Annotated in this window: 22 protein-coding genes; 11 read left to right on the plus strand and 11 right to left on the minus strand. The window is 66.8% G+C overall.

What is annotated here, in order from left to right; genetic code table 11:
- Positions 1-51: 51 nt before the first annotated feature.
- On the minus strand, positions 52-597 hold the full coding sequence (locus QE363_RS12350) for a peroxiredoxin (RefSeq protein ID WP_307098974.1): 546 nt from the start codon (positions 595-597) through the stop codon (positions 52-54).
- A 154-nt stretch (positions 598-751) separates the two neighbouring features.
- Here QE363_RS12350 and QE363_RS12355 point away from each other — a divergent pair, with 154 nt between their 5' ends.
- The 3 genes from QE363_RS12355 to QE363_RS12365 all read left to right on the plus strand — a co-directional run bounded on the left by QE363_RS12355 (position 752) and on the right by QE363_RS12365 (position 3,045).
- Positions 752-1,654 (plus strand): hydrogen peroxide-inducible genes activator, encoded by a 903-nt coding sequence (locus QE363_RS12355; RefSeq protein ID WP_307098978.1) that lies wholly within the window; start codon positions 752-754, stop codon positions 1,652-1,654.
- A 48-nt stretch (positions 1,655-1,702) separates the two neighbouring features.
- Positions 1,703-2,329 (plus strand): fasciclin domain-containing protein, encoded by a 627-nt coding sequence (locus QE363_RS12360; protein WP_307098980.1) that lies wholly within the window; start codon positions 1,703-1,705, stop codon positions 2,327-2,329.
- A 113-nt stretch (positions 2,330-2,442) separates the two neighbouring features.
- The gene (locus tag QE363_RS12365) at positions 2,443-3,045 is read left to right on the plus strand and encodes a fasciclin domain-containing protein (RefSeq protein WP_309695637.1); all 603 of its coding nucleotides are present in this window, start codon (positions 2,443-2,445) and stop codon (positions 3,043-3,045) included.
- Positions 3,046-3,104: 59 nt separating this feature from the next.
- Here the strand turns inward: QE363_RS12365 and QE363_RS12370 are convergent, their stop codons facing one another.
- Genes QE363_RS12370 through pgsA form a run of 3 tightly spaced genes read right to left on the minus strand, consistent with a single transcriptional unit; the run spans position 3,105 to position 4,356 of the window.
- On the minus strand, positions 3,105-3,548 hold the full coding sequence (locus tag QE363_RS12370) for a molybdenum cofactor biosynthesis protein MoaE (RefSeq protein WP_309695639.1): 444 nt from the start codon (positions 3,546-3,548) through the stop codon (positions 3,105-3,107).
- Entirely contained in the window at positions 3,545-3,802 is a 258-nt protein-coding gene (moaD, locus tag QE363_RS12375; RefSeq protein ID WP_309695640.1) for a molybdopterin converting factor subunit 1, read from the minus strand. Before moaD ends, QE363_RS12370 begins: the two co-directional genes overlap by 4 nt.
- Positions 3,802-4,356, minus strand: a complete 555-nt coding sequence (gene pgsA, locus QE363_RS12380; protein WP_309695642.1) for a CDP-diacylglycerol--glycerol-3-phosphate 3-phosphatidyltransferase — start codon at positions 4,354-4,356, stop codon at positions 3,802-3,804. The genes moaD and pgsA overlap by 1 nt, the downstream gene beginning before the upstream one ends.
- 114 nt (positions 4,357-4,470) lie before the next feature.
- On the opposite strand from pgsA, the gene QE363_RS12385 reads away from it, so the two are divergent.
- Positions 4,471-5,781 carry an MFS transporter gene (locus tag QE363_RS12385; RefSeq protein ID WP_309695643.1) on the plus strand — a complete coding sequence of 437 codons (1,311 nt, stop codon included), beginning with the start codon at positions 4,471-4,473 and terminating at the stop codon, positions 5,779-5,781.
- Between the two features lie 24 nt (positions 5,782-5,805).
- On the opposite strand, the gene QE363_RS12390 is transcribed toward QE363_RS12385, so the two are convergent.
- The 5 genes from QE363_RS12390 to QE363_RS12410 form a co-directional block, all read right to left on the minus strand.
- On the minus strand, positions 5,806-5,973 hold the full coding sequence (locus QE363_RS12390) for a hypothetical protein (protein ID WP_307098993.1): 168 nt from the start codon (positions 5,971-5,973) through the stop codon (positions 5,806-5,808).
- A gap of 100 nt (positions 5,974-6,073) precedes the next feature.
- Positions 6,074-7,777: a cation acetate symporter gene (locus QE363_RS12395; protein ID WP_309695646.1), complete on the minus strand. Its 1,704-nt coding sequence runs from the start codon at positions 7,775-7,777 to the stop codon at positions 6,074-6,076.
- Entirely contained in the window at positions 7,774-8,079 is a 306-nt protein-coding gene (locus tag QE363_RS12400; protein WP_309695648.1) for a DUF485 domain-containing protein, read from the minus strand. The genes QE363_RS12395 and QE363_RS12400 overlap by 4 nt, the downstream gene beginning before the upstream one ends.
- An 85-nt stretch (positions 8,080-8,164) precedes the next feature.
- On the minus strand, positions 8,165-9,481 hold the full coding sequence (locus QE363_RS12405; protein ID WP_309695650.1) for a sigma-54 dependent transcriptional regulator: 1,317 nt from the start codon (positions 9,479-9,481) through the stop codon (positions 8,165-8,167).
- Positions 9,478-11,235 (minus strand): ATP-binding protein, encoded by a 1,758-nt coding sequence (locus QE363_RS12410; protein ID WP_309695652.1) that lies wholly within the window; start codon positions 11,233-11,235, stop codon positions 9,478-9,480. The genes QE363_RS12405 and QE363_RS12410 overlap by 4 nt, the downstream gene beginning before the upstream one ends.
- A 241-nt stretch (positions 11,236-11,476) precedes the next feature.
- Between QE363_RS12410 and QE363_RS12415 the strand changes: the two genes are divergently transcribed.
- From QE363_RS12415 to QE363_RS12425, 3 genes are all read left to right on the plus strand, one after another.
- Complete coding sequence (locus QE363_RS12415) at positions 11,477-12,805, plus strand: dicarboxylate/amino acid:cation symporter (RefSeq protein WP_309695655.1); 1,329 nt, start codon at positions 11,477-11,479, stop codon at positions 12,803-12,805.
- A gap of 107 nt (positions 12,806-12,912) precedes the next feature.
- On the plus strand, positions 12,913-14,397 hold the full coding sequence (locus QE363_RS12420) for an alginate export family protein (RefSeq protein WP_309695657.1): 1,485 nt from the start codon (positions 12,913-12,915) through the stop codon (positions 14,395-14,397).
- 40 nt (positions 14,398-14,437) lie between these two features.
- Entirely contained in the window at positions 14,438-15,730 is a 1,293-nt protein-coding gene (locus QE363_RS12425) for an MFS transporter (RefSeq protein ID WP_307099006.1), read from the plus strand.
- Between the two features lie 3 nt (positions 15,731-15,733).
- On the opposite strand, the gene mtnP is transcribed toward QE363_RS12425, so the two are convergent.
- Entirely contained in the window at positions 15,734-16,609 is an 876-nt protein-coding gene (gene mtnP / locus QE363_RS12430; RefSeq protein ID WP_309695660.1) for an S-methyl-5'-thioadenosine phosphorylase, read from the minus strand.
- 261 nt (positions 16,610-16,870) lie between these two features.
- Here mtnP and QE363_RS12435 point away from each other — a divergent pair, with 261 nt between their 5' ends.
- The 4 genes from QE363_RS12435 to QE363_RS12450 are packed head-to-tail and all read left to right on the plus strand — an operon-like array spanning position 16,871 to position 21,251.
- Positions 16,871-17,503 (plus strand): TetR/AcrR family transcriptional regulator, encoded by a 633-nt coding sequence (locus QE363_RS12435; RefSeq protein ID WP_307099010.1) that lies wholly within the window; start codon positions 16,871-16,873, stop codon positions 17,501-17,503.
- Positions 17,504-17,539: 36 nt separating this feature from the next.
- Positions 17,540-18,655, plus strand: a complete 1,116-nt coding sequence (locus QE363_RS12440) for a glycosidase (protein ID WP_309695662.1) — start codon at positions 17,540-17,542, stop codon at positions 18,653-18,655.
- Positions 18,652-20,247: an alpha-amylase family glycosyl hydrolase gene (locus tag QE363_RS12445; RefSeq protein ID WP_309695664.1), complete on the plus strand. Its 1,596-nt coding sequence runs from the start codon at positions 18,652-18,654 to the stop codon at positions 20,245-20,247. Before QE363_RS12440 ends, QE363_RS12445 begins: the two co-directional genes overlap by 4 nt.
- Positions 20,244-21,251, plus strand: a complete 1,008-nt coding sequence (locus QE363_RS12450) for a glycosyltransferase family 4 protein (protein ID WP_309695666.1) — start codon at positions 20,244-20,246, stop codon at positions 21,249-21,251. The genes QE363_RS12445 and QE363_RS12450 overlap by 4 nt, the downstream gene beginning before the upstream one ends.
- On the opposite strand, the gene QE363_RS12455 is transcribed toward QE363_RS12450, so the two are convergent.
- Entirely contained in the window at positions 21,230-21,700 is a 471-nt protein-coding gene (locus tag QE363_RS12455) for a MarR family transcriptional regulator (RefSeq protein WP_309695668.1), read from the minus strand. The genes QE363_RS12450 and QE363_RS12455 overlap by 22 nt on opposite strands.
- Positions 21,701-21,724: the final 24 nt, after the last annotated feature.

Raw genomic sequence — 21,724 nt, forward strand, 5'->3', positions numbered from 1 at the left:
GGGGCGTCTATAAGATAGGCCGGGGGACGATGCCGCCCCCCGACGCGAAGATTACTCGGCCGCGAGCTGGAGGACGTCGTCGCCCTTGTTCCAGTTGCACGGGCACAGCTCGTCGGTCTGCAGCGCGTCGAGGACGCGCAGCGTCTCGGCCGGGTTGCGGCCAACGTTCAGGCCGTTGATCGTGACGTGCTGGATGACATTGTCGGGGTCGATGATGAAGGTCGCGCGGTAGGCGACATGCTCATTCTTGTCGACGATGCCCAGCGCGTCGGCGAGCACGCGGCCATTGTCCGCGATCCAGGGGAAATCGGCCGCGGCCAGATCCGGGTCCGACTTGCGCCATGCCAGGTGGACGTGCGCGGTGTCGGTCGACGCGCCGATCAGCACGGCGTCGCGATCCTCGAAATCGCCCTTCAGCTCGGAATAGCCGACGATCTCGGTCGGGCAGACGAAGGTGAAGTCCTTCGGCCAGTAGAACAGGACCTTCCACTTGCCCTCGTACGACGTGTCGCTGATCGTCTCGCCGGCGGGCAGCGCGCTGGTGCCCTGCTGGACGGGAACGGTGAATGCGGGGAGCTTGTCTCCAACGGTCAACATGGCAATGTGCCTCCTTCTCTAGAAATTCGGCTCCAGCCATCCTCTCGTGCGATCAGCGGTTCGACCGCCTGTATTCGTTGTACCGACGGATATGGGGACTGGCGCCTTTGATCCAACAAGCTATTTGTCACATGGCAATCGACTGAGACGATCAATGGCCGCGACCTATCTACCGACCCTGAAACAGCTTCAATATCTCGTGGCCTTGCAGGACCATGGCCATTTCGGCCGGGCCGCCGACGCCTGCTTCGTGACCCAGTCGACCCTGTCGGCGGGCCTGCGCGAGCTGGAAACGCTGATCGGCGTGACGTTGGTCGAGCGGACCCGGCGCGTGGTGCGCTTCACCCCGCTGGGCGAGCGGATCGCCGACAAGGCGCGCCGGGTGCTACGCGAGGCGGACGAGCTGGGCGACATGGCGCGCGCCGCCGGACGTCCGCTGTCGGGCGAGATGCGCATGTCGGTCATCCCGACCATCGCGCCCTTCATGCTGCCGCGCATCCTGCCCCGGCTCCGCCGCGACTTTCCCGACCTGAAGCTGTTCCTGCGCGAGGAGCCCAGCGGCCCCGCCTGCGAGCGGCTGCACAATGGCCGCACCGACTGCGTGCTGCTCGCCCTGCCCTTCGCCTGTGGCGAGGTGACCGCCGAGCCGCTGTTCGACGACCGGCTGTTCGTCGCCTTCCCGACCGACGAGGATCACAGCCCGCCGCCCGCCTTCCCGGCGTCGGCGATCGACGAGAACCGGCTGCTGCTGCTCGAGGACGGGCATTGCCTCAAGGATCATGCGCTCGCGGCGTGCAATCGCCCCGAACTGCGGGCCGAGGCGACGATGCTGGGCACCTCGCTCCACACCATCGTGCAGATGGTGGACAATGGGCTGGGCATGACGATGCTGCCCGAAATGGCGCTGCGTTCGGGTATCCTTGACAATACCAACATCACCGCGCGGCCGCTCGACGCCGACAATGCCGTGCGCAAGATCGCGCTGGTCTGGCGCCGGGCGAGCCCGCGCGAGAAGGATTTCCGGCTGCTCGCCCAGGTGCTGGCGGAAGCGGCCTGATCGATCGCGTTCATCGACACCCATCGATTTGCAAAGGAGTTTTGGCCCATGACCCATCCAGCGAAGCGCATGCTGGCGGCCCTGCCGATCGCGGCTCTGGTGATGCTGGGCGCCTGCGGGCGGGGACGGGACGAGCGAGAGGCGCCCGCCGCCCCCTCCGCCACGGCGGTCACGGCGCCCGCGCAGGAGGCGCCCTTCGTCGCCGACCGGCCGATGGCGCCGACCCGCACCATCCTGGACAATGCGGCCGCGACGCCTTCGCTCTCGTCGCTGGTCGCGGCGATCCGCGCGGCCTCGCTCTCGACCACGTTGGCGGGCCCCGGCCCCTTCACGCTGTTCGCGCCGACCAATGCGGCGTTCGGGCGGCTCGCCCCCGGTGTCGAGGCGCAGTTGCTTCAGCCGGCCAACCAGGCTTCGCTGGTCCGCGTGCTGCGCTATCATCTGGTGCCGGGGGTGGTGACGGTGACCGAGCTGCAACGGCGTATCGCGGCGGGCGGCGGGACCGCTACGCTGATGACGGCGCAGGGCGAACCCCTGACCCTCAGCATGACCCAGTCGGTCATCACCCTGACCGATGGCGGCGGCAACAAGAGCTATATCGAGGCGGGCGACATGCGTCAGGCCAACGGCATGATCCACATCGTGAACGGTGTGTTGGTGCCAAAACTGGATTAAGTGCGTTACCCTCGACGGGACGTCCGTTTCGCAACCGGTTCGGATGTCCTGCCCTTCCACGCGGCGTGGGCCCCCATGTGTGCTCCGCCGCCCATAGACGGGAATATGCTTTCATGACGAAGACCCTTGCCATCCTGATGTCCGCCACCGCGCTGGTCGCCGCGGGCACCGCCGCCACCGCCCAGACGGCCCAGACCGCGCCGACGGCCACGGCCCCCGCCCAGGCTCCGGCCCAGCCCGCTCCGGCCACCCCGGCCGCGACCGGCACCGTCGTTCAGGTCCTCGCCGCCACGCCCGATCGCAGCACCCTGGCCAAGCTGGTCACGACGGCGGGTCTGGCCGCCGATCTGTCGGGCCCCGGCCCCTTCACCGTCTTCGCCCCCAGCGACGAGGCGTTCAGCCGCATGCCCGCGGGCGCGCTCGACACGCTGAGCCAGCCCGCGAACAAGGCGGCGCTGACCACGATCCTGAAATATCACGTCGTCTCGGGCAAGCTGACCGCCGAGCAGCTGAAGCAGCAGATCGCCGCCGGCAACGGCACCGCGACGCTGACGACGCTTGCCGGACAGCCGCTGACCGCGCAGCTGGGGCCGAACGGCAATATCATGCTGACCGACGTGAACGGCCAGAAGGCCTATGTCGACAAGGCGGACGTGGCCGCGACCAACGGCGTCGTCCATCTGACCAACGGCATCAGCGTGCCGAAGATCGGCTGATCCGTCCCCTCGGGGACGATCGGAAAGGCGGGGCTGCGGCTCCGCCTTTTTCGTGTCGATCAGATGTCGTCCCAGCGCGCGGCGGCCGCCCCGTCGCTGTCGCGCGCCTCGACCCAGCGGGCGTCCGCCCCCCGCGTCTCGCGTTTCCAGAACGGCGCATCGGTCTTGAGCCGGTCGATCAGATAGGCGCAGGCGTCCAGCGCATCGCGCCGATGCGGGGCCGCCGCCGCGACGAAGACGATCCGCTCGCCCGGCTGCATCGGCCCGACGCGGTGGACGATGGTGGCCGCCTGCAACGACCACCGCGCCTTGGCAAGATGGGCGATCCTGTCCAGCGCGGCCTCGGTCGCGCCGGGATAATGTTCGAGTTCGAGCCGGTCGACCCCGTCGTCCGCGCGGACCAGACCGCAAAAGGTGGCGACCGCGCCCACCTCCGCCTGCTCGACGTGCGCCGCCTCGGCCGCCAGGTCGATGGGATCGCGCGATACGAGAATCCGGATCATCCGCCGGTCACCGGCGGGAAGATCGCGACCTCGCGCGCCCGACCGATCGCCGTATCGAGGCCGACGAAATTCTGGTCCACCGCCGCGCGCAGCCGTTCCGGCTCGGCCAGCGCCCTGGCATAGCCGCCGCCCCGCGTCGCCAGCCAGCCGATCAGATCGGCCATGGTCGCGACCTCGGGCGGCGGGGTCACCGTCTCTTCGGACAGACCGATCCGTTCGCGGACCCAGGCAAAATAGAGAATGGTGAGCGGCATCAGCTGTCCATATGCTTGAGGCCGACGCGCAGATAGTCCCATCCGGTGACGAGCGTCAGCACCGCCGCGCCCCACAGCGCGGCCAGCGCCGCCAGGTGGAGCCAGGGCCATTCGGGCAGCGCCCCGCCCAGGATCAGGCCGCCCAGCGCGATCAGCTGCAGCGTCGTCTTCCACTTGGCGAGCCGCGACACCGGCACCGACACCTGCAACTGCGCCAGGAATTCGCGCAGGCCCGACACCGCGATTTCCCGCAACAGGATGACGAGGCCCGCGACGACGCTGATCCCGCTCAACACCTGCACCGCGACCAGCACCAGGATCACCGAGGCGACCATGATCTTGTCGGCGATGGGGTCGAGGAACACGCCCAGCTTCGACACCGTGCCCTTGGCCCGCGCCAGATAGCCGTCGAAATAATCGGTGATGCCCATCAGGCAGTAGAGCGCGAAGGCGATGGCATAGCCCAGCGCCCATTCGGGTTGCCACAACAGCCCGGCCAGAAGCGGCACGGCCAGGATTCGCGAGAGTGTCAACAGGTTGGGCAGCGTCAGCATAAGGCCTTCTAGCGACAAGCCTGCCCATGACAAACCGCTTTAAGCGGTTGGCGATGGCCCGCCGGATGGTTATGTTGCTGCCATTCTGTTGCCACGATCGGGCCATTTTTCGTTATGCTCAATGCCCTCGGGCTTCTCAAGCGGCGTCGGTTCCTGCCGCTGTTCGCCACCCAGTTTCTCGGCGCCTTCAACGACAATCTGTTCAAGACCTCGATGGTGCTGTTCGCGACCTATGCGATCTTCACCGATGCGACGTCGGAATCCTATTTCAACGCCGCCGCGACCGGGGCGTCGATCCTTCCCTTCGTCTTCCTCTCGGCACTGTCGGGACAGCTGGCGGACAGCCATGACAAGGCGCGGATCATCCGCATCGTCAAGACGGTCGAGATCGGGATCATGCTGGTCGGCGCGGCGGGCCTGCTGATCGCCAGGTCGGGGCATAGCACCATCGGGCTGGCGCTGATGCTGGGCACGGTGCTGGCGCTGGGCGTCCATTCGACCTTTTTCGGCCCGATCAAATACGCCATCCTGCCCCAGCATCTGGAGCCCGACGATATTCTGGGCGGCACCGGGCTGGTCGAGGCGGGGACCTATCTCGCGATCCTGCTGGGCACGGTCGCGGCCGGATGGATCCCGGTCGAGGCGGCGGCGGGCGGCGTGATCGTCGTGGCGGTGCTGGGCTGGTTCACCGGGCGGCAGGTGCCCCCCGCCCCGCGCGAGGGGCCGCCGCTCAAGCTGAACTACAACCCCTTCACCGCATCCTGGCGACTGATCTCGGCGACGCTGCATATCCGCCGCCTGTTCCTGGCGATCATCGCGATCAGCTTCTTCTGGACGATCGGCGCGGTGCTGATCATCGTCTTCCCGCCGCTGGTCAAGAATGTCCTGACCGCCGACAAGGAGGTGGCGAGCTTGGCCATCGCGATCTTCTCGGTCGGGGTGGCGATCGGATCGGTGGTCATCAACACGATGCTGAAGGGCGAGATCTCGGCGCGCTACTCGCCGATCTCGGTCATCGCGATGGGGGCGTTCGTCGTCCTGTTCTCGGTCCTGTGCCGCAACTGGACGCCGGCACCCGATGGCGGGCTGTATAGCTGGCAGGCCTTCCTCGCCGAACCGCGCGCCATCGGCATCCTCGCCACCTTGCTCGCCATCGCGACAACCGGCGGCATGTTCGTGGTCCCGCTCTATGCCTTCCTGACCACCACCGTCGAAAAGGACCAGACCGCGCGCACCGTCGCGGCGAACAACATCGTAAACTGCTTTGCGATGACGATCGGGTCGGTGGCGGTCTTCGGGATCAGCGCGATGGGTGTCACGCCGGAGAATATGCTGTTCGTCGTGGCGGGCATGTGCCTGGTTTCCGCCTGGCTGGCGCTCCGGCTCCACCGCGCCTGCGACGATGGATGCGTCCAGCCGGGCTGATCCCGCCCGGCGAATGGCCGCCGCTCAGAACAGGAAGCTGTAGAAGCAGATGAAGAAGGCGGTGAAGCTGAGCACGAACAGGCGAATGTCCTGATCGTCGTCCCGGCGGCTTCGCGCGGGCGGCACGGGCGGCAGCGACCGCCGGAAGGGGTGACGGGCGGCTTCGTTGGTCAGGACAAGGCGGCGTCTCATGGCATGGACGTTAACGTTTTGTTGACCATTGGGGCACGGGTCCATGCCGCGCCGGAACCGTCCCCGCTGCCCCATTTGAAGACAGCGGGGACAGGCTCAATCAGTGATCGTGCGCCGCCGCCGCGCCGATCCCGGTTTCCGACCGGATGCGCTGGGCCGGATAGCCCGCCTTGTCGACCGCCGCGCGGCCACTACGGTCGGTGATCGACACCAGCCAGATGGTCAGGAACGCCAGCGGCATCGAGAAGATGGTCGGCGATCCATAAGGGAAGATCGGCGCGTCATAGCCGAGCACCTTCACCCAGATGGCGGGCGACAGGATGGTCAGCACCAGTGCGGTCGACAGGCCGACCACCCCGCCCACGACCACGCCGCGCGTCGTGCATCCCGACCAGAGCAGCGACAGCAGCAGCACCGGGAAATTGGCCGATGCCGCCAGCGCGAAGGCCAGGCTGACCATGAAGGCGACATTCTGCTTCTCGAACAGGATGCCGAGCAGGATGGCGACGACCGCCAGCACCAGCACCGTGATGCGCGACACGCGCAGCTCGGAAGCCGAATCCGCCTGCCCCTTCTTGATGACGGTCGCATAAAGGTCGTGGCTGACCGCCGAGGCGCCCGACAGGGTCAGCCCCGCGACCACCGCCAGGATCGTCGCGAACGCCACCGCCGAGATGAAGCCCAGGAACAGGTTGCCGCCGACCGCTTGTGCCAGATGGATCGCGGCCATGTTGCTGCCGCCGCGAAGCGCACCATCGGCATCGAGGAAGCCCGGGTCGGTGGCGACCAGCACGATCGCGCCAAAGCCGATGACGAAGGTCAGGATATAGAAATAGCCGATCCACCCCGTCGCCCACAGCACCGAGCTGCGCGCCGCTTTGGCATCGGGGACGGTGAAGAAGCGCATCAGGATGTGGGGCAGCCCCGCGGTCCCGAACATCAGCGCCGCACCGATCGAGATGGCGGAGATCGGGTCCTTGATGAACCCGCCCGGCCCCATGATCGCCCGGCCCTTCGTCACCGCCTCGTCGGGCCCCGCCCCGGCCAGCGCGGCGAGCGCCGTCTTGACCTCGACCGCGCGCGCGAACAGCGCCTCGGGGCTGAAGCCGAACCGCGCCAGCACCGCGATCGCCATGAAGCTGGCCGCGCCCAGCAGCATCATCGCCTTGACGATCTGAACCCAAGTCGTCGCGGTCATCCCGCCGAACAGGACGTAGAAGGTCATCAGCACGCCGACGATGACGACGGCATAGCCGTAAGGCAGGCCGAAGAGCAGCCGGATCAGCTGCCCCGCGCCCACCATCTGCGCGATCAGGTAGAACAGCACGACCATCAGGGTCGAACAGGCCGCGACCATCCGCACCGGGGTCTGGGCAAAGCGGAACGACGCCACATCGGCGAACGTGAACCGCCCCAGATTGCGCAGCCGCTCGGCCATCAGGAACAGCAGGATCGGCCAGCCGACCAGAAAGCCAATCGAATAGATCAGCCCGTCATAGCCATCGGCATAGATCTGTGCCGAGATGCCCAGGAACGACGCCGCCGACATGAAGTCGCCCGCGATCGCCAGTCCGTTCTGAAAGCCGGTAATGCCGCCGCCCGCCGTATAGAAGTCCGATGCCGTCCGCGTCCGCCGCGCCGCCCAGCGGGTGATCGCCAGCGTGAGTGCGACGAAGGCGGCGAACATGCCGATCGCGGTCCAGTTGGTCGCCTGCTGCACCGCCGGGCCGATCGCATGGGCATGGGCCGCCGACAGGGGCAGCAGCGCCAGAGGCACGGCGAGCCATAGCCCCCGCCCCCTCATGCCCTCTCCTCCGCGCGCAGGACATCGATCACCGGATCAAAGTCGCGATTGGCGCGCCAGACATACAGGCCGGTCAGCAGGATCGCGAGCGCGATCACCCCCAGCCCGACCGGGATGCCCCAGGATGTCGCCCCACCCGAGATCGATCGGGCCAGCAGCGCCTTGTCGAAAGCGATGGTCAGGACGAATCCGAAATAGACGATCAGCATGACGATCGTCAGGATGGTGGTGAAACGACCTCGCTTGCGGACGAGCGCGATATAGCGCGGGTCACGCGCCAGACGGCTGGCGGCATCCTCCATGGCATTCTCCTAACCCTGCGCCGATTGCGTCCGGCGTCGGGACCATGCTCCCCCGCCCCCCGGTCGGCGTCAAGCGGGAATGGCGCTAGCTTCGCTGGGGACGATAGGCATTCAGGTCGATGCCATGACGCGCGACCTTGTCGTAAAAGGTCTTGCGCGGAATGCCCAGGATGGCGAGCGCGGCGCGGACATCCCCCGCCGCTTCCTCCAGCACCGCGCGGATCGTCGCCCCCTCGAACCGCTCGACCCGTTCGGGCAGCGGCAGCGGATCACCCTCCGCCTGTCCCTCGCCCGACAGGCCCAGCGCGACGCGATTGGCGTAGTTGCGCACCTCGCGAACATTGCCCGGCCAGTCGTGCGACAACAGCCGGGCCTGGATCGCGCCGTCGATCATCGGCACCGGGCGGCCGAAGCGCTCGGCCGCCTCGCGCAGGAAATGGGCGAAGAGCAGCGGCACATCGGCCCGCCGTTCCCGCAGCGGCGGCACCCGCAACCGCACCGCGTCGAGCCGATAGAGAAGGTCGGCGCGGAACCGCCCCTCGTCCACCGCCCGCGCCAGGTCGGACTTCGCGGCGGCCACGATCCGCAGGTCCAGGATCTGGGGGTCCTCGGCACCGATGGCGCGCACTTCGCGCTCCTCGACCACACGCAGCATCCGGCCCTGCAGGGCGGGCGCCATGCTGTCCACCTCGTCGAGGAACAGCGTGCCGCGATGCGCCGCCGCGATCCGCCCCGGCGTCCGGCCATGCGCCTGGCCGAACAGCTCGTCCTCGGCAATCGCCTCGGGCAAGGCCGCGCAGTCAACCGCGACGAAGGGGCGCGTCCGCCGCCCGCTCCAGCGGTGGAGCAAGAGCGCGACCAGTTCCTTGCCGGTCCCCGTCTCCCCCTCGATCAGCACGTCGACATCGGCCTGTGCCACCTGCCGCACGGTGTCGCGCAGCCGCATCATCACCGGGGTTTCGCCGATCAGCGGATAGGCCCCTTGCGCCTCCTCCGCCGCCAGCCGCAGCCGCCGGTTGTCCAGAACCAGCCGCCGCATCTCCAGCGCGCGTTCGGCGCTGGCGATCAGGTGATCGGCGGCAAAGGGCTTGGCAACGAAATCGAACACCCCCTGTTTCAGCGCGGCGACCGCCATCGGCACGTCGCCATGCCCGGTCATCAGGATCACGGGGATCTCGCTGTCGATCGCCGCGACCCGCCGGGCCAGTTCGATCCCGTCGATCCCGGGCATCCGGATGTCGGAGACGACCATCCCCGGAAAATCGGCATCGATCCGGGCCAGCGCCGCCAGCGGGTCGCCATGCGGCTCGACATCGATCCCCGCCAGCTCGAACGACTGGGCCAGCGCCTGGCGCAGCACCGTATCGTCATCGACCAGCAGGACGCGCAGCGTATCGCTCATGCCCGGCGCATCCGGATGCGGAAACCCGCACCGCCCAGTGTCGAGGGGATGACCTCCAGCATGCCGCCAAACTCCGTCATGATATCCCTTGCGATCCCCAGTCCCAGGCCGAGCCCGTCGGGCTTGCCGGTGACGAAGGGGGTGAAAATCTCGGTGGCGATGGCGGGGTCCAGGCCCGGCCCGTTATCCTCGACGGTCAGGTCCACCCCGTCCGGCTGCTCGGTGACGGTCAGCCGCACGCGCGGGGCCGGGCGGTCCGCCACGGCGTCGAGCGCGTTCTGGAGCAGATTGACCAGCACCTGCTCCAGCCGGACCCGCCCCGCCACCACCCATGGCAAGGCGCCGCCGCCGGGACGCTCCAATGCGACCCCGGCGGTGCGGAAACGGTCGCCGATCAACAACATGGTGCCGTCGAGCACTTCGTTCAGCGATACCGCACCGATGCCATGCGTGCCCCGCCGGACGAAACGGCGCATCTCCTGGACGATCGACCCGATCCGCTCGGTCAGCTCGACGATGGTCGCCAGGTTGGTCGCCGCCCGGTCGGGCCTGTCGCGGGTCAGGAAGGTGCGGGCATTGTCGGCCAGGGTGCGGATCGCTGCTACGGGCTGGTTGATCTCATGCGCGACGCCCGCCGTGATCGATCCCAACGAGCCCAGCCGATTGGCCTGGGCCAGTTCCTCGCGCGCGGCGCGGAACCGCTGGTCTGCCCGGATGCGCTCGGAGATTTCGACGGTCAGCTGGTCGTTGGTCGCGCGAAGCTCGGCGGTGCGGCGGGCGACCTCCTGCTCCAGCGCCTCGCGCGCCAGTGCGGCGCGTTCGGCGCGGGTCCGACGCCAGATCGCCAGCAGCGTCAGGCCGATCAGCCCGACCGCGATCAGCGCGGTCGCCGAACGGACCCAGCCATCCGCCTCCTTGAGCGCGGGACGCGACGGCAGGACATGGACGAGCCTCCAGCGTGGCAAGGGCGCCGCCGTGGTCCCGGCGACATAGCGCGCGCCGTCGCGGTCGGTCGCATCCCCCCCGGCGATGCGAAAGGGGCCGGGACGCAGCAGGATGTCGCCGAATTGCTGGCTCTGCCGGATCGCCGCCCGTGCCGCGGCGGTCAGCGGGCGGGTCAGGGTGAAGACCGCGCGCGGATCGGTCGTGACCACCACCACGCCATGCTCATCCAGCAGCAGCGTCTGGCCCGCGTCGCTGGCCCAGGCCTGCACCATCCGGGCGAATTCCACCTTCACCACCACGACGCCGTCCGGGGCCGAGGCGGGGCCGATCCGCCGCGCGAGGAACAGGCCGGGTCGAAGGCTGGTATTGCCCAGCGCGAAATATTCGGAAGTGCCGGTGCGCATCGCCTGCCGGAAATAGGGGCGGAAGCTGTAATCCCGCCCGACGAAACTGTCCGACTGGCCCGCATTGGAGGCCGAGATGGTCCGCCCCCGCCGGTCGATCGCATAAATGACGGGCGCGCCGGTCCGCTTCGCCAGTCCGCGCAGCTTTTCGTTCAGCCGCTCGGCCGCGCGGACCGATCCGTTGCGCAACGCCGCGCCCACATCCGGATATTCGACCAGCACGATCGGAAGCAGGCGAAAGCGCTGCAACTCGCTGTTGAGCAACCGCTCTTCCTGCCGGGCCACGCGGACGGCCTCGGCACGCAACTCCGCCACGGCCTGGCGATGCGCATAGACCCGCAGGATCGCCGCCGCCGCGATCGTCAGGATCAGCACGCCGATCAGCGGCAGCGCATAGCGCTGCATGTACAGACGGATGACGGACCATGTCGGCGGCATATGTGCGGAATATCGCAACCCACCACCGAGCGCCATGCGGATTTTCGCGCTACGCTGCTGGTCGCCCCTGTTGATATCGTTGTTTTACAACGACTTAGGTGCGCCTCCGGAAAATTTGTAATGCGTACGTGCATCCCGCACACTCACGGCAATTCGGAAGCGCGGCCTACCGCGTCCGGCCCTTTTTTGCAGAGGATGTCCTAAAGTCATGATCGCTCAGGATTATGCCGTGGCAGAGGCGCCCCGCCGGGCGCGTATCTGGTCCCATCTCTATGTCCAGGTTCTCTTCGCGATCGCGCTCGGCGCGGTCATCGGCCATTTCTGGCCCTCCTTCGGCGAGTCGCTGAAGCCGATCGGCGATGCCTTCATCAAGCTGGTGAAGATGATCATCGCCCCCGTCATCTTCCTGACCGTCGTCACCGGCATCGCGGGCATGCGCGAGCTGGGCTCGGTCGGCCGCGTCGCGGGCAAGGCCTTTTTCTACTTCATCACCGTGTCGACCTTCGCGCTGGTCGTCGGCCTGGTCGTCGCCAATGTCGTCCAGCCTGGCGCGGGCATGAACATCGATCCCGCCACGCTGAACGCCGGATCGATCGCCGAATATACCGCCAAGGCGCATGATACGACCGTCACCGGCTTCCTGCTGGGCATCATCCCCGACACGCTGGTCAGCGCCTTCACCCAGGGCAATATCCTGCAGGTGCTGATGGTCGCGATCCTGTTCGGCGTGGCCATGGCCCTGGTCGGCGAGCCCGCCCGTCCGCTGCTGACCAGCCTGGAGCGGCTCAGCGTCGTCATCTTCCGCCTGGTCGGCATCCTGATGCGCGCCGCGCCGATCGGGGCCTTCGGCGCCATCGCCTTCACCATCGGCAAGTATGGCGTCGGCAGCCTCGTCAATCTCGGCGCACTGGTCGCGACCTTCTACCTCACCTCGATCCTGTTCGTCGTCGTCGTGCTGGGCACCATCGCCCGCGCCAACGGCTTCTCGGTCCTGAAGCTGATCCGCTATCTGAAGGCCGAGCTGCTGCTGGTTCTGGGCACCTCGTCTTCGGAAGCCGCGCTGCCCAGCCTGCTTCAGAAGATGGAGAAGGCCGGTTGCGAAAAGTCGGTCGTCGGCCTCGTCGTCCCCACCGGCTATTCGTTCAACCTCGACGGCACCAACATCTACATGACGCTGGCGGCGCTGTTCATCGCCCAGGCCTGCGGCGTGGACCTGTCGCTCGGCCAGCAGCTGGCCCTGCTCCTCGTCGCGATGCTCTCGTCCAAGGGTGCGGCGGGCGTCACCGGCGCAGGCTTCATCACCCTGGCCGCCACCCTGTCGATCGTGCCGGACGTGCCGGTCGCGGGCATGGCGCTGATCCTGGGCGTCGACCGCTTCATGTCGGAATGCCGCAGCCTGACCAACTTCATCGGCAACGCCGTCGCCACGGTCGTCGTCGCCCGCTGGGAGAATGCCCTCGACAAGGACGCGCTCGACGCCGCGCTGAACGGCGCCCCCATCCTCCCCGATCCCGCCACCCGGCCCGTCATCGCCTGATCCCGGTACAGGCCCGGCCGCTCCCATCGGCCGGGTCATTTGTTTACCTGGGTGCGATAAGGCCGCCATCGTCTTGGCAAAGTGGTTTGATTGAGGGGGGGTATTTCATGAAGTTTCGTTGGCTTGCCGGTACGGCCATAATGACCGCGGGGCTCGCCGCGGCCCCGGTGACGGCGCAGACCGTCACCCCCAAGGCGGCATCCGAACCCGCCAGTCCCGCCAGCACCGCCTATCCGGCCAGTGCGTCGGGTGACGGCAACACCGCCGGCGGTTACAACCAGTCGCGCTGGGCCGAGGACTGGAGCAAGATGTGCGACCCCGCCAAGCGGGACGATGTCATCGACGCGCTCAAATGCGTGAAGCTGACCGAGGACGGCAAGTCCTATGTCACCTTCTCGGGCGAGCTGCGCACGCGGGTCAACATCACGACCAATCCCAATCTTCGCGAGGTCGAGCAGCAGCGGCAGGACATTGCGCGCATCATCGGTGGCGCGGACGTCCATCTGGGCGACCATTTCCGCGTTTTCGGCGAACTGGGCCGCGCCGAGCTGCAGGGAATCAACTTGGGCACGCCGGGCGGCAACCTGCGCAACAAGCTGGCGGTGCAGCAGCTGTTCGCCGAGGTGAAGGGCAAGGCGCTGGGCCTGGATGTCGGCGTGCGCGCGGGCCGTCAGGAATTTTACGACGGGCCGCAGCTTCTGACCGTAGGCCGTGACAACAACACCCTTTATTTCGTGCTGGACGGCGTTCGCGCCTATGCGCGCGGCAAGGATGCGCGGGTCGATGTGTTCGACCTGAACTATGTCACCTATGGCTTTCAGGGCATCAGCGACGACAAGACCAACCCGGACGTGCGCTTCACCGGCGCGACCTTCGGCTTCCGTCTGTCGCCCAAACTGTTCGGCGGATCGAAGCTCTATCTCGATCCCTTCATCTGGCGGTTGCGCAACCGTCGTGCCGTCTGGGGGCCGACCACCGGGCTGGAGGAACGCTATTTCCTGGGCCTGCATGCCTATGGCGATGCCGGCCCGATCAATATCGACTGGACGGTCAACAACCAGCGCGGCACCTTCGCCAACCGCCCGATCTCGGCTTGGCAGGCGTTCATCGCGCAGACCTATCGCCTGGGCAAGAAGCCCGATGCCCCGCGCGTCGGCGTCCATTTCGACTATGGCTCGGGCGGCGGTTCCTATCAGCGGACCGGCGAGCTGAACACGACCAACGGCCTGTTCGGCAACAATATCTATTACAGCTATGGCCTGTTCCTGACGCCGACCAACCTGCTCTACGCGGCGCCGAACTTCACCTTCACGCCGATCAAGGGCGTGCGGCTGGCGACCGAATATGGCTTTGCCTGGCGCCCCGACGAGTTCGACGCGGTCTATCGCGCCAGCGGCGCCTCCTGGGCGGGAACCCAGAATGTCCGGGGCAAGAAGATCGGCGAGGTCGCCCGCCTTCAGGCGGTGTGGACCATCACGCCGCGCTTTTCGTTCACCGGGCGGTACGAACATTTCAAGGCGGACACGGTGATGCAACGCGCCAACCTCAAGAGTTCGGATTTCTGGGCCGGCTGGCTCAGCTTCCGCTTCTGAGGATCGTTCGCGGGCAAGATGCAACCAAAGGGAGTATGACATGACCACCAGTATCGCCGACCCCGGGCGCGAGCGGCTGAAGGCCATTATCGGCGGCTCGACCGGCAATCTCGTCGAATGGTTCGACTGGTATGTCTACTCCGCCTTCACCCTGTATTTCGCGCCGCACTTCTTTCCGTCCGAGGACCGCACCGCGCAGCTGCTGAGCGCGGCGGCGGTCTTCGCGGTCGGTTTCATCATGCGACCGATCGGGGCTTGGGTGATGGGCATCTATGCCGATCGCAAGGGGCGCAAGGCCGGGCTCAGCCTCTCGGTCACGCTGATGTGCCTGGGGTCGCTCATCATCGCGGTGACGCCGGGCTATGCGACGATCGGGATCGCCGCCCCGGCGCTTCTCGTCCTGGCGCGGCTGATGCAGGGGCTGTCGGTCGGCGGCGAATATGGCGCCAGCGCGACCTATCTGACCGAGATGGCGGGCAAGGACCGGCGCGGATTCTTCTCGTCCTTCCAATATGTCACGCTGATCTCGGGCCAGCTGCTCGCTATCTGTGTCCTGCTGATCCTGCAGGCGACGCTTTCGGAGGCGGCGCTGGACGAATGGGGCTGGCGCGTCCCGTTCGCGCTGGGCGCGGTGCTGGCGGTCGTCGTCTTCTATATTCGGCGCGGGCTGGCCGAGACGAAGAGCTTCGAGAACGCCAAGAAGGATGGCGCGCCGCAATCGGGCCTGATCCAGCTGTTCACCAAGCACCCGCGCGAGACGCTGACCGTGATGCTGCTGACGGCGGGCGGCACCCTCGCCTTCTATGCCTATTCGATCTACATGCAGAAGTTCCTGGTCAACACCAGCGGGTTCAGTCGCGAGGTTGCCAGCCAGATCAACGCCGTCACGCTGTTCGTCTTCATGCTGCTTCAGCCGGTGGCGGGCGGGCTGTCGGACCGGATCGGGCGCAAGCCGCTGATGGTTGCGTTCGGCATCGCGGGCGTGCTGTTCACCTATCCCATCTTCTCGACGCTGGCGACGACGCGCGATCCGATGGTGGCGGGCGGGCTGGTGATGATCGCGCTGATCATCGTGACCGGCTATACCTCGATCAACGCGGTGGTGAAGGCCGAGCTGTTCCCCGCGCATATCCGCGCGCTGGGCGTCGCCCTGCCCTATGCGCTGGCCAACACCATCTTCGGCGGCACCGCCGAGTCGGTCGCGCTGCTGTTCAAGAAGGCCGGTTTCGAACAGGGCTTCTACTGGTATGTCACCGCGATGATCGGCGTCTCGCTGATCGTCTATCTGCGGATGCGCGACACCCGCAACCACAGCCAGATCGTCGAGGACTGATCCTCAACCCCGTGCGGCCAGGACGCGCGACACGATCGGGCCGAGGCTGTCGGCCTTGGCCCGATCGATATGCGAACCATGGGTGATCAGCGCCTGGTCGAGCACCGTATCGATGGGCGAGGCGGTCCGCTCCGCGGGCAGCAAGGCCGCCAGTTCCGTCACCAACCCCCGCGCGGTCGCCGCATTCCGGCCCAGTTGCGCCAGCACCGCGTCGACCTCTACATGCGCCTCGTCCTCGCGCCAGCAGTCATAATCGGTGACCATGCCGATCAGCGCATAGGGCAGCTCCGCCTCGCGCGCGAGCTTGGCCTCGGGCATCGCGGTCATGCCGATGACGTCGGCACCCCATTGGCGATAGAGCAGGCTTTCGGCACGGGTCGAGAATTGGGGGCCCTCCATCGCCAGATAGATGCCGCCATGCGTCACCGACGCCCCGGCGCGCTCCCCGGCCTGCGCCGCCAGCGCCGACAGGCGCGGACAGACGGGGTCCGCCATCGAGACATGCGCGACGAGCCCTGCGCCGAAGAAGCTGGTGTCGCGGTGCACCGTCCGGTCGATAAACTGGTCGACCGCGACGAAACGGCCCGGCGCCAGCTCCTCGCGCAGCGACCCGATAGCCGAGATGGCGAGGATGTCGGTGCATCCCGTCAGCTTCAGGGCATGGATGTTGGCGCGCGCATTGACCTCGGTCGGCGACAGGCGATGCCCCCGGCCATGGCGGGGCAGGAAGACGAACCGCACCGCACCGATCCGCCCGCGCACCAAAGTGTCCGACGGCGCGCCCCAGGGGGTGTCGACCACCAGCGGCTCGACATCCTCCAGCGCATCGATCGCATACAGACCCGATCCGCCGATGATCCCGATCGTCCAGCCCGTCATGCCCTGCTCCCGTTCCATGACGGTCCGGTTAAGCGCTCCGGGTCGCAAAGCAAAGGGGTGGGCCGGCGATCCCCCTGTCCGCATGCCGAAGCCGCCAGCGGCGACGGCCCGAAAGGGGAAAATTTGGACCGGCCGTGAAACTCCCCGAACCTCATGACGTTCAAGTCATGCAATTCCCCTGGACCACGCATTTTGCATAAACGACACGACGCAGTGCAGTTGAATTTGACGGCGCAGGGATAAGGCCGCAGAAGGGGGATCATGGCCATTACGAAAAGGACTGCTGGTCGCCCGACCCGGGAGCAGGCACAGCAGATCGACGATATCATCATGTCGGGCGCGCGCGAGGCGTTTTGCCGTCGCGGGATCGAGGGCACCTCGATGGAGGAAATCGCCCTTTCCGTCGGCGTCAGCAAACACACCATCTATCGGCGTTATGCGGGCAAGATGGCGCTGCTCGACGCGGTAGTGTCGCGCGATCTGGACCGCCTCAACCAGGCGATGGTGGAAGACAGCAAGGGCAGCGATCCGCTGGAGCGGCTGAAGAATTCCGCGCGCCGCTTCTTCTTCTTCTGCGTCGAACCCGACACGGTTCGTTTCCTCGCCTTCCTGACCTCCGAAGCGGTGTTTTCCGACGAACTGCGTCGGCGCTTCGCGACTTGGGACCGCGTCCTGTCCGATCCGATCATCGCCTGTATCCAGGCGTCGCAAAAGGTCGGGCTGCTGCGCGCGGACGAGACGCCGATCGCACTGTTCAACCTGCTCGCCGACATGATCGACGGCCCCAGTCGCCGGATGCAGTTCGAATTGCCCGATCCCTTTTCGGGGTTGGACCCCAGCGACTTCTTCGAGCATCGATGGTCGGTCTTCCTGAAGGTCGCCAGCGCCGGATGAGCGGGAACGGGCGATGACAGCAGGCGTTGGCGGCACATGTCCGACGACCTGCTGATTTTTCGCCCCGACGATGTCGACCTGTCCCGGTCGCCGCTGCGCCGGGGCATCGCCGAGCCGACCTATGTCCTCGGCGCTTTCAATCCGGGCATGACCCGGCTGGCCAATGGCAATCTGTTGCTGGTGGTCCGAGTGGCGGAGGCGCTGTCGAACCCGGTCGATGGCGATCATGTCCGCGCGATCCGCTGGACCGGGGCGGGCTATGTGCTCGACCGCTATCCGGTCGACCGGGTCGACATGACCGATCCGCGCCAGTTCGCGATCCGTGGCTCGGCCCATCGCATCTTGGCGCTGACCTCGCTGTCTTGGTTGTTGCCAGTCGAGCTTTCCCCCGACGGCGCGACCGTCCTGGCGGTGCATTACGACAAGGCGATCGAGCCTGCCGCGTCATGGCAGGATTATGGGGTCGAGGATGCGCGGATCAGCCGGGTCGGCGATCGCTGGTACATGACCACCTGTTCGGTCTCGGCGGAGCGGCATTCGACGACGCTCCACATCTCGGACAACGGGCTCGACTATCGCCTGGCGGGGATCATCCTCGACCATCAGAACAAGGACATGCTGTTCTTCGAGGGGCTGGTCGACGGGCGTTTCATGGCGCTGACCCGGCCGCTGGGCGAAGTCTATTTCGCCTATCCCGAGGACAGCCCCTTTGTCGGCGGTCCGTCGATCAACTTCGCGACATCGCCCGACGGGCTTCACTGGAAACCGCTCGAGGCACCCGGCATCCGCGCGCGCAAGGCCTCGACCTCGGCGATGAAGGTCGGTGGCGGCACGCCGCCGATCCTGACCGACCGGGGCTGGCTGACCCTATATCACGGCGTCGAGCGGCGGGAGTCGGTCGGCATCTACCGCAGCTTCTGGGCGCTATTCGACCGGGACGATCCGACCCGCATCCTGCGCATCGAGGACGACCTTCCGCTGCTGGAAGCGAACCCCAGCCTCACCGCCGCCATCGCCCACCAGATGTACCTGCCGACGCCGGTAGTCTTTTCGACCGGCATCGTCGATATGGGCGATCATTATCTAGTGGCCAGCGGTGAGGCCGATCTGGCCTGCCGGATGACCCGGCTGCCCAAGGATCTGTTTCGGTGAGCGCACGGCCCTGGTGGCAGTCGGCCGCCCTCTATCAAATCTATCCCTGGTCGTTTCAGGACAGCGATGGCGACGGGATAGGGGATTTGCGCGGGATCGAGAACCGGCTCGACTATCTGGTCGAGCTGGGAGTGGATGCAATCTGGCTTTCACCGATCTTTCCGTCACCTATGGCGGATTTCGGATATGACGTGGCCGATTATTGCGGGATCGATCCGCGCTTCGGAACGCTGGCGGATTTCGACTCGCTGCTCGCCTCGGCGCATTCGCGCGGGTTGAAGCTGTTGCTCGACTTCGTGCCCAATCACAGCTCCGACCAGCATCCCTGGTTCGTCGAGAGCCGGGCATCGCGCGACAACCCCAAGCGCGACTGGTATATCTGGCAGGACGCCGCGCCGGACGGAGGACCGCCCAACAACTGGATCAGCGATTTCGGCGGCTCCGCCTGGACCTGGGACGCGACGACCGGCCAATATTATTATCACGCCTTTCTGAAGGAACAGCCCGACCTCAACTGGCGCAACCCGGCGGTGCGGGCGGCGATGCTCGACGTCCTTCGCTTCTGGTTCGCGCGCGGAGTGGACGGCTTCCGGATCGACGTGCTGTGGCACATCGTCAAGCATGCCGGGTTTCCCGACAACCCGCCCAACCCGGACTGGGACCCGGCGACCGGGGAAATGAACCGGGTGTTCCAGCTTCATTCGACCGACCAGCCCGAGGTCCATGACATCGCCGCCGACATGCGCGCGATCGCCGATGCCTTTGGCCGCGAAGGGGACGACCGGGTGCTGATCGGCGAAATCTATCTGCCGGTCGAGCGACTGATGCGCTATTACGGACTGGCGGGCGAAGGCGTCCACCTGCCCTTCAATTTCCAGCTGATCGATGCGCCCTGGAATGCGCGCGGACTGGCCCGCATGATCGCCGATTATGAGGCTGCCCTGCCACCGGGCGGCTGGCCCAATTGGGTGCTGGGCAATCATGACCGCCCGCGCAGCGCCACCAAGCGCGGACGCGCGCAGGCGCGGGTTGCCGCCATGCTGCTGCTGACGCTGCGTGGCACGCCGACGCTCTATTATGGCGACGAACTCGGCATGGAGAACGGCCATATCCCGCCCGAGCGGGTCCGCGATCCCCGTGAGTTGCGCGAGCCCGGACTGGGGCTGGGCCGTGACCCCGTCCGCACGCCGATGCCATGGGACGACAGCGCGCAAGGGGGGTTCACCACCGGCGAGCCCTGGTTGCCGCTGGGCGGTGACTGGCCCCGCCGCAATGTCGCCGCCGAGTTGGAAGACCCCGCGTCGATGCTGGCGCTCCACCATGCGCTACTAAGGCTCCGGCGCATGACGCCCGCGCTCGCCAGGGGGTCGATCCGTCTGATCGAGGCGGACGGCGACGTCCTGGCCTATGAGCGGGAACAGGATGGTGAGCGGCTGGTCGTGGCGCTGAACCTGGGGTCCGCCCCGGCGCCAGTCACGCTGCCGCCGGGCGTGGCGCTGCTCTCCACCCTGCCGGGCCCTCCGTCCGACGCCGATCCCACCCTGCTTCGCCCCGACGAGGGGCTGATCCTGAAAGTCGATACCGACGCATGAAAATCGCGATGATCGCCCCGATTGCGTGGCGTACTCCGCCGCACGCCTATGGTCCGTGGGAATTGGTGACGAGCCTGTTGACCGAAGCCCTGGTCGCGCGCGGTGTCGACGTGACGCTGTTCGCCACTCAGGACAGCATCACGAAAGCCAGGCTGGCCGGGCCCGTTCCCGCCGCCTATTCGGAAGATCCGTCGATCGATGCCAAGGTCTGGGAGATGCGTCATCTCGCCGCCGTGTTCGAGCGGGCCGACGAGTTCGACCTGATCCACAATCAGGCCGATTTTCCAGCCCATGCCTTTTCGGGGCTGGTCGATACGCCGATGGTCACGACGATCCACGGCTTCTCGTCCGAGCGTATCCTGCCGATGTACGCCCCCTATCAGGACCGGGTGCATTATGTCGCCATTTCGGACGCGGATCGGCACCCCGATCTGCGCTATGCCGCGACCATTCACCACGGCATTCCGATCGAGGATTTTCCCTTCGATCCAGAGGGTAGCGACGACCTCCTCTTCTTCGGTCGCATCCATCCCGACAAGGGCGCGGCGGAGGCGATTGCGACCGCGCGGGCGGCCGACCGGCGGCTGGTGATGGCTGGGATCGTACAGGATCAGGGCTATTGGGAGCGCGAGGTGCAGCCCCATCTCGATGGCGACCGGATCGTCTATCGCGGCCCCGTCGGCGGTGCGGACCGGACCGCGACGCTGGGGCAGGCCTATGCCCTGCTGCACCTCATCAATTTCGACGAGCCCTTCGGCCTGTCGGTGGTCGAGGCCATGGCCTGCGGCACGCCGGTCATCGCCATCCGGCGGGGCTCGATGGCCGAGCTGATCGAAGACGGCGTAACCGGCTTTCTGGTCGATACGGTCGAACAGGCGATCGAGGCGGTGGCGCGCATCGGCGAAATCGATCGGGCCGCCTGCCGCCGCGCGGCGGCGACACGCTTTTCGGTTGACCGGATGGCCGACGAATATCTGGCGCTCTATCGCTCCATCTTGGGCTGATCGCGCAGGGACAGGGCGACCGCGTCGATCCGGTGGAGCATCGCGACGAATGCCTCCAGCTCCTCCGGCTTGAAACTCGAGAATAATTGTTCCTCCAGTTCCAACGCCTTGGGCGACACATCTGCGTAGAGCTCTCGTCCCGCATCGGTCAGGACGAGCAGGTGCGAGCGTCGGTCGCCGTCATGCGCCGTACGGGCCAGCAAGCCCCGCCCGACCATTGCGATCGCCGCGCGCGAGACGGTGACCTTGTCCATCCGGCTACGCTCGCACACCGCCGACTGCGCCACCGCGCCTTCCTCCGCCACGATCGCGATCAGCCGCCATTCCGGGATCGTGAGCCCGAACAGCTGCTGATAGGCGCTGGCGATATGGTCACTGACCAAATTCGAGGTGATCGACAGGCGATAGGGAAGAAAGGCGTCCAGCCGCAATTCGCGAGATCGTAACATTTGACACCAATTCTCCGGTCTGCG

This window comes from Sphingomonas sp. SORGH_AS_0870 (assembly GCF_031453175.1).
In the GTDB taxonomy this organism is placed as follows: domain Bacteria; phylum Pseudomonadota; class Alphaproteobacteria; order Sphingomonadales; family Sphingomonadaceae; genus Sphingomonas.